This window comes from Sphingomonas kyeonggiensis (assembly GCF_014204495.1).
Taxonomy (GTDB): Bacteria; Pseudomonadota; Alphaproteobacteria; order Sphingomonadales; family Sphingomonadaceae; genus Sphingomonas; species Sphingomonas kyeonggiensis_A.
In genome coordinates this window covers 1454790-1467692 of sequence record NZ_JACHLN010000002.1, presented here as the reverse complement: position 1 = coordinate 1467692, position 12903 = coordinate 1454790, and the positions used below count along the sequence as shown (strand labels likewise).

Below are 12903 nucleotides of genomic sequence, written 5' to 3'. Positions count from 1 at the left end.
AGCTTCGGTTCGATCACCCCGCGCATCCGCGCCGAGTGGAACCATGAGTTCGCCGATGTCGATGCCCAGTGGCTCGACTATGCCGATATCCCGGGTGCCGCGATCTACGACCTGGCGGGCAATGGCTGGAAGCGCGAGCAGCTCCAGCTGAGCATCGGCACGCGCTTCGACATCCTGAGCAGCGGCTGGTCGTTCGACTTCGAGACCGGCCTGCGTGCCGGCCAGGGCGAACGCGCCGGTACCCTCCAGATCCGGCTGTCCAAGCGCTGGTAACGGCTGCAAACCCCGGGGCGGCCCACGCCGCCCCGGGGTTTGCTCCGGATGCAGGAAAGATAGGACCAGCCTCGCGCAGCAATGTTGCAAGACAGGCCGCTGAAACCTGCTCCTGGCCTGTACTTCGTGTACTTTGGGAGGTCGGGAGCTACCGGCCTAGCAGCCGGTCGAGCGCGGCGGCCACCTGGGCTTCACGATAGGGCTTCTCGATCATCGGCACTTCGTCGCCAAAGCCCTCGGGCGGTGCGCCATAGCCGCTGGCAAAGGCGAAGGGCACCCCGCGTGCCCGCAGCGTCTCGGCGATCGGGGTACTGCGCTCGCCGCCCAGGTTGATGTCGAGGATCGCCACGTCGAAGCCTTGCTCCTCGGCCAGTGCCAGGCCGTCGGCAAGCCGGCTCGCCGGCCCGATCGTCTGGCAGCCCAGGGCCTCGAGCAGGTCTTCGAGGTACATCGCCACCACCGGCTCGTCTTCGACGACAAGCACGCGCAGGCCCTCCAGCCCACTCATTCGGCGCCCTCCGGCAGCGGCGCATCGACGACGCAGACCAGCCCCTCGGGGCGGAATTCGATCTTCACGCTGCCGCCCAGCTCGGCAGCCAGGCCGCGCTCGATCATCCTTGTGCCAAACCCGCGACGGCTGGGAGCGGAGACCGCCGGGCCGCCGGCTTCTTCCCAGCGCATCGAAAGGCGGGCGGGGCCTTCGGCACGGAGCCGTTGCCAACGCACTGCGATCCGTCCTTCCGGCCGCGACAGTGCGCCGTGCTTCACCGCATTGGTCGCGAGTTCGTGGATCGCCAGCGCCAGGCTGATCGCCGTCTTGGGCAGGATCATCAGGTCCGGCCCGTCGAGCGCGAAGCGGCAGGCCTCGCCGTGCGGGCGCAGCGCGTCCTCGATGATCTGGCGCATCGACACCAGGCTCCAATACTCGCGGGTGAGCAGGTTGTGCGCTTCGGACAGGGCGGCCAGCCGGCCCTCGAAGGCAGCACGGGCCTGGCGCGGCGGCACATCGTCCTTGAAGCTCTGCTGGGCGATGCCCTGGACGATCGCCAGCGTGTTCTTCACCCGGTGGTTGAGCTCGTCGATGAGCAGGCGGAGATGCGCCTCGGCGCGCTTCGCCTCGGTCATGTCGCGGCCGATCGCGTGGAGCGCCACGGGCTGGCCCTGATCGTCGAGGCTGAGCCGTGAATTGACTTCCCAGATCAGCTCGCGCCCGTCCTTGGCGCGCAGCCTGACGGTGAGCCGGGTCGATCCGCCATGCTGCAGTTTGCGGTTGAACGCGTCCATGCTGATCGCAAACTGGTCCGGGTCCATGAACTCGGCGATCGAGTGGCCCAGGATCTCGCCCTCGTCATAGCCGATCGCTTCCACCACTGCCGGGTTCACCGAGGTCACCCGATTGTCGAGCGTGGTGGTGATCAGGAAGTCGTTGGCCTGTTCGAAGATCGTGCGGAAGCGCGTCTCGCTCTCGCGAAGCTCGTCTTCCGCGCGTTTGCGGGCGGTCACGTCGAACGAGACGCCGACGAAGCGGCTGGGCCGGCTGTCGCCATAGTCGATCCGGTTGCCATGGCTCTGCAGCCAGCGTTCGGCGCCATCGTCGGCACGCAGGATGCGATATTCGATCGTGTAGGGCACGCCCTCGGTGAAGCAGCACAGCGCCGCCTCGCGCGTCCGTTCGCGATCGGCGGGATGCACGCGCTCGATCCACTCTTCGAAGCTGCCGCGTGCATCGGGACGGCGCGCCATGCCGAGCAGGTCGAAGCGATTGGGCGACCAGGCGCCCTCCATCGTCTCCAGGTCGAGCTCCCAAGTCGCCATGCCGGCCGTCTCGGTGGCCAGGCGTAGCGTTTCCTCGCTCTTGCGAAGCGCTTCCTCGCTTTCGCGCCGCTGGGTGACGTCCAGCGTCACCGCCAGCACGCCGAAGGGCTCGCCATTTGCACGGCGGATCACCGCGACCGAATTGTTCACCCAGACGATGCCGCCGTCCCTGCGGATATAGCGCTTCTCATGGGTATAGGGCGTGCCGTCGCGCACCGCCCGCTCGAACAGCGGTACATTGCGCACCAGATCGTCCGGATGGGTGATCTGCTGCATGGTCATGCCCATCAGTGCTTCCTGGCTCCAGCCGGTGATGTCGCAGAAGCGATCATTGACCAGGGTGAAGCGTCCTTCGAGATCGACCTGGGCAAAGCCGGCGGTGGTCTGGCTGATAAAGGCGGAGAGCTGTGCCTCGCGCTCGCGCAGGGCCAGTTCGGCGGTCTTGGCCTCGGTCACGTCATGCGCGACGCCGATGAAGCCGATGTGACGCCCTTCGGCATCGCGGCGAGGTTGCGACGTCGAGTGAAGCCAGCGCCACTCGCCCTCGGCGTTGCGATACCGGCCCTCCAGCTCGAAGGTCTGGAGGCTCACTTCGCCCGCCACCGATTCTGCGAGCAGTCGCGCGGCGTCATCGGGGTGAATGATCCGCCGCCAGTCAAACTCCAATGCTTCCGCATAGGAAACGCCGAGAAAGGCGACATAGGCGCGATTGACGAAGCTGCGACGGCGATCGAGCCGCGTGACCCACACGGCGACGGGGGCGCTGTCCGCGATCAGGCGGAACTCGTCCTCGCCAACCGGCAATGGTTCGGCAGGTGCTTCGATCATCGTACCCCGTCGAGCTGCATCAGCAATTTCCTAGCCAGGCTACGGCAAATCAACGCATGTTACCGGCGCATCGCCAGCACGGCCTTCGCGCGCTTCAGATGCGGCATATCGAGCATCTCGCCCTCCAGTCCGATCGTGCCCATACCCGGATTAGCCGCGAAGACGGCCACGATCTTCTCGGCGCGCTCGATTTCGGCCGGGGAAGGGGAGAAGGCGCGGTTGATCACCGGCACCTGATCGGGATGGATCGCGAGCATCCCGCGGAAACCCGCGCGGCGCGCTTTGGTTGCGACCTTCTCCAGCCCCTGCAGGTCACGGAAATCGCCATGGATCGTTTCGATCGGCGTTACGCCTGCCGCTGCCGCCCCGGTCAGGGCGAGGGTGCGGAAGACCTGATAGGGGAAATCATATTCTCCCGCCTCGTCGCGGTTGTGCGTCGCGCCTAGCGCCGTGGCGCTATCCTCGGCGCCCCAGGTGAGCGCGGCGAGGCGTGGGCAGCCGGCATAGTCGCCAAGCCCGAAGATCGCCTGCGCGGTCTCCGTCGCCACCACAATCGTGCGGATGCCGCCCTGCGGAAGGCCATGTGCGGCCTCCAGTGCGGTCAGATAGTGATGAAGCAGTTCCGCTTCGGCGCGACTGGCCTTGGGGAGCATGATCCCGTCGGGGCGACCGGGCACGATCGCCGCGAGGTCGGGCAGGGCATGCGGGGTGTCGAGGGGGTTGATCCGCACCCATTGCGGCTGGGCGCGCTCGGCTGTCTTGAGATGCTGGGCGACCAGCGTACGGGCGGCGGGCTTGTTCGCCTCGGCCACTGCGTCTTCCAGGTCGAGCAGCACCAGATCCGCTCCGCTCGCGCCTGCCTTGGTGATCTTGCGTTCGGAATCACCCGGCGCAAACAGCAGCGATCGGGCGGCGAGCGGGTCGGTCATGCATCCTCCTGTTATCCAGCCTTGCTATCGCGGCCGGATCGGCGGGTAAACCGCACGTCATCCTTAACCTTGTCCGGCACCTTTCCCTCTCGGTGGCGTAATGATTTTACCGCTCCTTAACGCTGTCCGCTTACCCCGTTTGCAGGGATGAGCGAGGGGATTTCGCAAGTGCGCATTTTGATCGTGGACGACGAACCGGCGATGCACGAGTCGTATCGCCAGGTATTCGGGAGCCGCCGGGGCGGCAACGCGACCGCGCTGAGCGCCATGGCGGCCGAGCTGTTCGGCGACGAGGATGACGCACCGTCCGAACCCGCCAATGACGCGATCGACTTCGACTGCGCCCATTTCAACCAGGGCCTGGATGCCGTCGAGGCGATCCAGGATTCGATCGAGACCGGCAAGCGTTTCGCCGTAGCGTTCATCGACGTGCGCATGCCGCCGGGCATCGACGGCAAGGAAACGGCTCGCCGCATCCGCGCGCTCGATCCCGACATCAATCTGGTGATCGTCACCGGCTATTCCGACTTCTCCCCGCTCGACATCAGCCGCGCCGCCGGCCCCGCCGACAAGATCTTCTACATCGCCAAGCCTTTCCAGGCCGAAGAGGTCATGCAGACCGCGACCGCGCTTGCGCATCGCTGGGAAGCCGACGGCAAGCTGCGCAGCGCCATCGCGCTGCTCGAGGAGCAGAAGCTCGAACTGGCCGCCAATGAATCCCGCGCCGTCCACATCGCCAACCATGATTCGCTCACCGACGCGCCCAACCGCCTCTCGTTCCTCCACATGCTCGGCAAGGCGGTGAAGGGCGACCAGTGCTTCGCCATGGCGATGATGGACCTCGACCGGTTCAAGATCGTCAACGACACGCTGGGCCATCTCGCCGGCGACGAGCTGATCCGCATGGTGTGCGAGATCCTCCAGACGAACGTGCCGGCAGAAGGCTTTGTCGCGCGGCTGGGCGGCGACGAGTTCGCCATGCTCTATCCCGTGACCGGCGAGGACGAGGCGACGATGGTCGCCGAGCGCCTGCTCAAGGCGGTTTCAGTCAGCTTCAAGGTGTTCGGTCACTCGGTGCAGGGTGGTGCCTCGGTTGGTCTGATGGTGGTCGAGCCTGGCACGATCCATGATCCGATCGACGTGATGCGCCGTGCCGATCTCGCGCTCAACGAGGCCAAGCACAATGGCCGCGGTATCGTCCGCCTGTTCGACGAGGCGATGGACGAATCGATCCGTTTCCGCCGCCAGATCGAAGGCGGGCTTTCCGAGGCTATCGCGAAGGGCGAGCTCAAGCTTGTCTTCCAGCCGATCGTCGGTCGCGACCAGCTCGAGATCACCGGCTTCGAGGCGCTGATCCGCTGGTGCAGCCCGGAATATGGCATGGTCTCGCCGGGTATGTTCATCCCGATCGCCGAGGAATCGAACCTGATCCACGAACTGGGCGACTGGGTGATCGACCGTGCGGTCGAGACGCTCAAGACCTGGCCGGGGCAATATGTGTCGGTGAACTTCTCGCCGCGCCAGTTCCGCCGCCACAATTTCGTGGCGCATGTGATGGAACGCGTCGCCAATGCCGGCGTCGAGCCCGGCCGCTTCCAGATCGAGATCACCGAGACGGCGATCTTCGACGATGTGGAACGTGCCGCCGAGACGCTGTTCAAGCTCCGCCAGATGGGCTTCCGCATCGCGCTCGACGATTTCGGCACCGGCTATTCCAGCCTCTACAATATCCGCCGCTTCGCGCTGGACTGCCTGAAGATCGATCGCAGTTTTGTCGACGGCATGGGCCGTGAGCGCGAGAGCGCGGCGATCGTCCACTCGATCATCCATCTCGGCCGCGCGCTGGGCATGGAAGTGGTGGCCGAGGGCGTGGAGACCGAAGCGCAGCTCCAGGCGCTCCGCCTGGCCGGCTGCAGCCATCTCCAGGGCTATTATCTCGCCCGTCCGATGGATGCCGAGGATGCGCTGGTGCTCGCCAATAAGGGCTATATGGGCCTCGAGGAGCCTGAGGCCGAACTGAGCAACGGGACGCACGGCTGATGCCAACCCGGGGGCGCCTCAAGGCGCCGGCCTCGCTCGGCGCGAAACTGGTCCTGATCCTCACCGGCGTCGGCGTGGTCGGCGCCGCCGCGCTTACGTTGATGCTGGCTACCGTCATCACGCCGAGCTTCAACCAGCTCGAGCGCGACGCCGTGAATGCGCATGTCGCGCGCACCGAAGCGGTGGTCCACGACGTCTCGGCCAAGGTCGAGAACGCCGTGCGCGACTATGGCGACTGGAACTCGTCCTACGACTATATGGCGAACCCGACGCGGGCGTTCGAGGAAGAGAGCTTCTCGACGCTCGCGATGGTCAATCTCGACGTCAACGGCATGGCCTATGTCCGGCCGGACCGCTCGATCGTCATCGCCCGCTGGCTCGATCTCGAGAAACAGGCAGATGTGCCGGCGATGCGCGCGCAGTTGACGACCGCCATCTCCAAGCTCGATTTCCCGAGGGCATTGCACGGCCAGAGCTCGGCCGGCTTCTTCATGCGGCTGGGCGATACGCTGGCCGCTGTGGGCGTCGCGCAGGTGCGCAAGAGCGACGGCAGCGGAAGTCCGCGCGGCTATGTGCTGATGGCGCGCGCCGTCACCGCAAGCCAGCTCAGCACCCTGCTCCAGCTCAAGGCGAGCCTCGCGCTCGACAATCCCGTGGCCGAAGTCACCAAGACGCCCGGCACCACCCGCACCCGTATCGCCGTGCCGGTCCCGGGCCCGGATGGCCGCTCGGTCGCCACCGCCACCTACACCGTGCCACGGGACCTCTCCACACTGGGTACCCGTATGCTGGTGCTCGCGGTGGTCGGGTCGTCGATCCTGTTGGCGATCGTCCTGCTGGTGCTGCGCCGGATGATCGCGCGGCTCGTGCTCGGGCCGCTCAAGCGGGTCGAGCAGCATATGGGCGTTGTTCGCGCGTCGGGCACGCTCGGGCTGCTCACCGACAAGGAGCGCGATGACGAGATCGGCAGTCTGGTCACCAGTTTCAATTCGATGCTCAAGCAGCTCAAGGACCTGCGCGAGCAGCTCGAGGTGCAGAGCTTCTCGCTCGGCCGCAGCGAAAGCGCGGTCGCGGTGATGCACAATGTCCGCAACGCACTGAACCCGATCAGCACGGTGCTCAGCCAGGGGCTGGGGACAGGCGCGCCGATGGACCGCGCACTGCTCGATCGCGCGCTTGGGGAGTTGGCTGGCGAGGACATCCCGGCGGTGCGCCGGCAGAAGCTGGTCGCCTTTCTTGCCGCTGCGATCGAAAGCGTGGAGCAGGAACGCAGTGACCGCCGCGAGCAGATCACGATCGGCCGCGAGGCGCTGCACCATGTGCTGGAGATCATCGGCCAGCAGCAGGAGGCAGCGCACGAACGTCCGCCGCTCGATGCCTGCGACATTACCGATATCGTCGCCCAGAACGCTACGATCGCGCGTTATTCAGGCGAGAACTCGATTGCCTTCAGCTTCCCGTCAAAGCCGCAATGGGTGATGGCGAACCGGGTGATCCTGAGCCAGGTGGTCGGCAACCTATTCGCCAATGCCGCCGAGGCAATCGCGGCAACGGGGCGGACCAGTGGTTCGATCGCGGTGACGATCCAGCAGAAGGGCGAGAACACCGAGATCCATATCCGCGACGATGGCGAGGGCTTCGATCCGTCAACCGCGCCCACGCTGTTCCAGCGCGGCTTCTCCACCCGTGCACACAAGTCGGGGGGGCTGGGATTGCACTGGTGCGCGAATTCGATGCTGGCGATGGAAGGCAGGCTCGACCTGCTCAGCGATGGCAGGGGCACGGGCGCCAAGGCGATCCTGACGCTCGGGACTGCCCAACTGGCCCAGCCGAGCGGGATGGCGGCCTAACGCTGCCCGGCGGCGCGGTGGGAACCCGCCACCTCATCCTTCCGCCGCAGATAGGGGGCGACCAGGTTCCGTGCCCGGAACCACTCCTGCCGGTCCGGATCGAGGCTGTCGAAGTTCCCGATCACCCGGCGGCATTGCTCCGAGCGGCACTGGCAGATCATGTGCCAGTTCGATTCCCGCAGCGTCGTCGAATAGTCCCAGGCGATCTCCTCGCCCGGTTGGATCGCGCGGACGGCGACCAGGAACACACCTCGATCGGTGAAGCGCAGCCCGGCATTGGGATCGCAGCTATGGTTGACCAGGTCGTCGATCCGGCCGGATGGGCCCATATAATGGTCGGGCGTCACCTGGACGAAGCGGTCGTTGCTGCCGCGCATCAGGCTGGGGATCTGGTCGGCACGGAAGCGGCGGCCGGTGAACTCGATCAGCACATCGCCTTCGGCAAAGCCGCTTGCGGCATAGACGGCCTTGCCCAGATGGTTGTCACCTACCTTGAAGAGGTTGCTTGAAGGCCGGTAACGATCGAGCCAGCGCAGCCCGCCGCGGCGAGTGCCGAAGGAGCGCAGCGGGTTGATCGTCGCCAGGCCGATCAGGAACCAGACGCTGGCATGGCAGAGGAACTCGACGATCACATAGGCGAGTTCGGCGACGCCCGGCTCGGCGCCGCGCACGGCGATCAGCAGCGTGGCCAGGTCGCCGAAGGTCCACAGACCCCAGGCCGGAGAGCGTTCGCGGTTGCGATCCGTCCAGACGCTGGCCCAGGTCGGCCAGAAGCTAACCGGCACGGCGAGCACCACCAGCATGTGCGCCCAGAATGCTTCGCGGAAGACGAGCCACAGCAGCAGCGCGCTAAGACTGGCGGCAATGCAGAAGGTCTCGGTGGGCGAGGGTGGTGCCCAGGACGAGCGCCGCCAGATACCGATCGTCACCATGATGCAGGCGATGGAGGAGAGCGCGAACACCCAGCCCTGCGGCGCGCCGGGATTGACGGCGGCATAGGTCAGCGCCTCGAGCGTGGTCGCTGCGCTCCAGATCAGCCATGACGCACGGTTCGGCTCCACCAGCTCGCGACGCAGCCCGATCAGGTAGGTCGCATAGCCCGCAAAGCTGAATCCGATCGCCAGAAAGAACCAGATATCGGCAGTCAAAAACGCCCCTCCCAAACGGAGCGTTTACCATGTCCCGGAATCGCCGTCTACGCGCGACTCGCGTTGAATCCGCGAGTCGCTGGGAATCAGCGAGACTCACTTAGCGGCGAAATCTCAGAGATCCGCGCCGCAATCCTTCACCGCCTCGAGCACGATCGGTGCCCATTCCTTGCGGCAGATCAGCAGGTCGGGAATGCTCGTGCTCGGCTGGTTGTAGACGATAGGAGACCCGTCGATACGGGAGGCGTGAAGCCCGGCTGCGAGCGCGACCGCGACCGGTGCGCAATTGTCCCATTGGTGCTGACCGCCCGAATGGAGGTAGATCTCGGCCTCGCCGCGGACCACCGCCATCGCCTTGGCACCGGCCGAACCCATGCCGATATGCACCGCGCCGATCCGCTCGCCCACGCCGGCACAGAGCTGGCTCGGGCGCGTGCGGCTTACCAGCATGCGGGGCGGCAACTCGCCTTCGGGCAAGGCGGGCGGGCAGTCGCTCGAGAGGGTGCAGCCGAGACGGGGCAGGGCGACCGCGCCTACTGCCGGCGCGCCGTCGATGGCGAGGGCGATGTGCACCGCCCAGTCGCCACGTCGCTCGGCGAATTCGCGCGTGCCGTCGAGCGGGTCCACGATCCACACGCGGCTGGCTGACAATCGCGCGGGATCGTCCGCCGATTCCTCGGACAGGATCGCGTCGTCGGGTCGCGCCAGCGCCAGCGCGGCGAGGATCATCGCATTGGCCTCACGGTCGCCGCGATCTCCGCCGGCGCATTCGTTCTGGATGCGCAGCAGCAGCGCGCCGGCCTCCTCGGCGACTTCCCTGGCCAGTTCTGCGTCGTTCAAATCACCGGACTCCACGTGCCCATGATCGTCTCCACGATCCGTTCGGCTGCGTCCTCGGGGCTCTCGCGCGTGGTGTCCACCCGGATTTCCGGCGCCTCCGGTGCCTCATAGGGGCTGGAGATGCCGGTGAAGTGCGCGATCTGGCCGTCGCGGGCCTTTTTGTAGAGGCCCTTCACGTCCCGGGCTTCGGCGACTTCCAGCGGCGTATCGACATGGATCTCGAAGAACTCGCCTTCGGGCAGCATCTGGCGGACCAGGTCGCGTTCGGCCCGGAAGGGCGAGATGAACGCGGTGAGGACGATCAGGCCGGCATCGGTCATCAGCTTCGCGACTTCGCCGACGCGGCGGATATTCTCGATACGATCGGCATCGGTGAAGCCAAGGTCCTTGTTGAGGCCGTGGCGGATATTGTCGCCATCGAGGAGGAAGCTGTGCTTGCCCATGGCGTGCAGCTTCTTCTCGACCAGATTGGCGATGGTCGACTTGCCCGAGCCGGAAAGGCCGGTGAACCAGAGCAATCGGGGTGCCTGGTGCTTCTGGTTGGCATGGGCCTCGCGGTTGATTTCCACGGCCTGCCAATGGACATTCTGCGCTCGCCGCAGCGAGAAATTGAGCATTCCGGCGGCCACGGTGGCATTCGTGGCCTTGTCGATCAGGATGAATCCACCGAGGTCCTTGCCTTGGGCGTAGGATTCGAAAACCACTCCGCGGTCGGTGTAAACCTCCGCAATTCCGATGTCGTTCAGGCCCAGAGTCTTCACGCTCAGCTCGGCCATCGTATTGACGCACACGGCATGGCGCGGCGGCTGGACGGTCGCGCTGACCGTCTGGGTGCCGAGCTTGAGCCAATAGGCCCGCCCCGGCAGCAGCTCCGCCTGGTCCATCCACACGATCGTCGCCTGGAACTGATCCGCGACCTGGGGCGGCGCATCCGCCGCCGCGATCACGTTGCCGCGCGAGCAATCGACCTCGTCCGCCAATGTAAGCGTGACGCTCTCGCCCGCAACCGCCTGCTCCCGATCGCCACCGAACGCGACGATCCGCGCCACTTCGGTCACCTGCCCCGAGGGCAGGATGCGCACCTTGTCGCCCGGCCGCACCGTGCCCGCGGCGATCATCCCCGCAAAGCCGCGGAAATCGAGGTTCGGCCGGTTCACCCACTGCACCGGCAGGCGGAAGGGCCGCGCGGCATCGGCGTCCGCGTCGATCTCGACGCTCTCGAGATGCTGGAGCAGCGACAGGCCCGTGTACCAGATCGTGTTCGGGCTGGAGCCGGTGATGTTGTCGCCCTTGAACCCCGAGATCGGGATCGGGGTGAAGCTGGTGATGCCGATGCTCTCGGCGAAGGCGCGATAGTCCTCGACGATCGCGTCGTACGCGGCCTGATCATAGCCGATCAGGTCCATCTTGTTCACCGCCAGCACGATGTGGCGGATGCCGAGCAGATGGCAGAGGTACGAATGGCGCCGCGTCTGGGTGAGCACGCCCTTGCGCGCATCGATCAGGATCACCGCGAGATCGGCGGTCGAGGCGCCGGTGACCATGTTGCGGGTGTACTGCTCGTGGCCGGGGGTGTCGGCGACGATGAACTTGCGCTTCTCGGTCGCGAAGAAGCGATAGGCGACGTCGATCGTGATGCCCTGCTCGCGCTCGGCGGCGAGGCCGTCGACCAGCAGCGCGAAATCGATCTCACCGCCCTGGGTGCCGACGCGCTTGCTGTCGGCTTCGAGCGACGCGAGCTGATCCTCGAAGATCATCTTCGAATCGTAGAGCAGCCGGCCGATCAGCGTCGACTTGCCGTCATCGACGCTACCGCAGGTGATGAAGCGCAGCAGCGACTTGTTCTGGTGCAGCTGGAGATAGGCGGAGATATCGGACGCGATGAGCGCGTCGGGGCGGTAGGAGGTCATGCGTGTTCTCCCAGCCCGTCGTCATTTCCCAGCCCGTCATCCCCGCGCAGGCGGGGATCCAGGGCAACAGAGCGATGTCCTTCATGACTCTGGATCCCCGCCTGCGCGGGGATGACGGGGAAGGGGGTGGGGGTGGTGAAGGGAGAAGAGGTCGAAGCGGGCCGCATCAGAAATACCCCTCCTGCTTCTTCTTCTCCATGCTCGCCGCCTGGTCGTGGTCGATCGCGCGGCCCTGGCGTTCGCTGGTGGTGGTCAGCAGCATCTCCTGGATGACCGCCTCCAGCGTATCGGCCTCGCTCTCGACCGCGCCGGTGAGCGGGTAGCAGCCGAGCGTGCGGAAGCGGACCGAGCGGGTGACCGGCTGCTCGCCGGGATTGAGGCGGAAGCGCTCGTCATCGACCATCAGCAACAGGCCGTCGCGCTCCACCGTCGGACGGGGGGCGGCGAAATAGAGCGGGACGATCTCGATCCCCTCGGCGAGGATGTACTGCCAGATGTCGAGCTCGGTCCAGTTGGAGAGCGGGAAGACGCGGATGCTCTCGCCCTTCTCCTTGCGGGCATTGTAGAGGTGCCAGAGCTCGGGGCGCTGGTTCTTCGGGTCCCAGCGGTGGCTGGCGGTGCGGAAGCTGAACACGCGCTCCTTGGCGCGGCTCTTCTCCTCGTCGCGCCGGGCGCCGCCAAAGGCCGCGTCGAAGCCGTATTTGTCGAGCGCCTGCTTGAGCCCCTCGGTCTTCCACATGTCGGTATGGCGGCCGCCATGATCGAACGGGTTGATCCCCAGCGCCTCGGCCTCGGGGTTCTTGTGGACGAGCAGCTCCATGCCGGCATCGCGCGCCGCCTTGTCGCGCAGATCGTACATCGCGCGGAACTTCCAGGTCGTGTCGACATGGAGGAGCGGGAAGGGCGGGGGGGCGGGGTAGAAGGCCTTGCGCGCGAGATGGAGCATCACCGCGCTGTCCTTGCCGATCGAATAGAGCATCACCGGGCGCTCGGCCTCGGCGACGACTTCGCGCAGGATGTGGATGCTCTCGGCCTCGAGCCGCTGGAGGTGCGTCAGGCGCGCGGGGGCGAGCGATGCGGTCGCTTGAGCCTGGTTCTCCGTCATGTTCCCGGAATGCAGCATGGGGGGCGATTTAGGAAGCGGGCTGAGGGAGCGCGATCTAGTTTATGTTTAGGGGGGAGTAGGATGGGGGGCTTTTTGCTCCCCTCCCTGCAAGGGAGGGGTTGGGGGTGGGTTGCGCCTCCGGTCTTCCGGAGGCGCCCAGCGAGA

Annotated in this window: 10 protein-coding genes; 3 read left to right on the top strand and 7 right to left on the bottom strand. The window is 66.1% G+C overall.

Annotated features, from left to right (window positions below):
• A partial coding sequence (locus tag HNP52_RS14490) for a hypothetical protein (RefSeq protein WP_184168230.1) occupies positions 1-273 on the top strand: 273 nt, incomplete at its 5' end.
• 148 nt (positions 274-421) lie between these two features.
• Here the strand turns inward: HNP52_RS14490 and HNP52_RS14485 are convergent.
• Genes HNP52_RS14485 through HNP52_RS14475 form a run of 3 tightly spaced genes read right to left on the bottom strand, consistent with a single transcriptional unit; the run spans position 422 to position 3845 of the window.
• On the bottom strand, positions 422-781 hold the full coding sequence (locus tag HNP52_RS14485; RefSeq protein ID WP_184168228.1) for a response regulator: 360 nt from the start codon (positions 779-781) through the stop codon (positions 422-424).
• Complete coding sequence (locus HNP52_RS14480) at positions 778-2916, bottom strand: PAS domain S-box protein (protein WP_184168226.1); 2139 nt, start codon at positions 2914-2916, stop codon at positions 778-780. The genes HNP52_RS14485 and HNP52_RS14480 overlap by 4 nt, the downstream gene beginning before the upstream one ends.
• Positions 2917-2975: 59 nt before the next feature.
• Positions 2976-3845 (bottom strand): CoA ester lyase, encoded by an 870-nt coding sequence (locus tag HNP52_RS14475; protein WP_184168224.1) that lies wholly within the window; start codon positions 3843-3845, stop codon positions 2976-2978.
• 147 nt (positions 3846-3992) lie between these two features.
• Between HNP52_RS14475 and HNP52_RS14470 the strand changes: the two genes are divergently transcribed.
• Positions 3993-5885: a bifunctional diguanylate cyclase/phosphodiesterase gene (locus tag HNP52_RS14470; RefSeq protein ID WP_184168222.1), complete on the top strand. Its 1893-nt coding sequence runs from the start codon at positions 3993-3995 to the stop codon at positions 5883-5885.
• The gene (locus tag HNP52_RS14465; RefSeq protein WP_184168220.1) at positions 5885-7735 is read left to right on the top strand and encodes a CHASE4 domain-containing protein; all 1851 of its coding nucleotides are present in this window, start codon (positions 5885-5887) and stop codon (positions 7733-7735) included. Before HNP52_RS14470 ends, HNP52_RS14465 begins: the two co-directional genes overlap by 1 nt.
• On the opposite strand, the gene HNP52_RS14460 is transcribed toward HNP52_RS14465, so the two are convergent.
• The 4 genes from HNP52_RS14460 to cysD all read right to left on the bottom strand — a co-directional run bounded on the left by HNP52_RS14460 (position 7732) and on the right by cysD (position 12738).
• Positions 7732-8883 carry an SET domain-containing protein gene (locus tag HNP52_RS14460; protein ID WP_184168218.1) on the bottom strand — a complete coding sequence of 384 codons (1152 nt, stop codon included), beginning with the start codon at positions 8881-8883 and terminating at the stop codon, positions 7732-7734. The genes HNP52_RS14465 and HNP52_RS14460 overlap by 4 nt on opposite strands.
• A gap of 114 nt (positions 8884-8997) precedes the next feature.
• Positions 8998-9723: a 3'(2'),5'-bisphosphate nucleotidase CysQ gene (locus tag HNP52_RS14455; RefSeq protein WP_184168216.1), complete on the bottom strand. Its 726-nt coding sequence runs from the start codon at positions 9721-9723 to the stop codon at positions 8998-9000.
• The gene (gene cysN / locus HNP52_RS14450) at positions 9720-11633 is read right to left on the bottom strand and encodes a sulfate adenylyltransferase subunit CysN (protein ID WP_184168214.1); all 1914 of its coding nucleotides are present in this window, start codon (positions 11631-11633) and stop codon (positions 9720-9722) included. The genes HNP52_RS14455 and cysN overlap by 4 nt, the downstream gene beginning before the upstream one ends.
• A 166-nt stretch (positions 11634-11799) precedes the next feature.
• Positions 11800-12738 (bottom strand): sulfate adenylyltransferase subunit CysD, encoded by a 939-nt coding sequence (cysD, locus tag HNP52_RS14445; RefSeq protein WP_184168367.1) that lies wholly within the window; start codon positions 12736-12738, stop codon positions 11800-11802.
• Positions 12739-12903 lie beyond the last annotated feature (165 nt).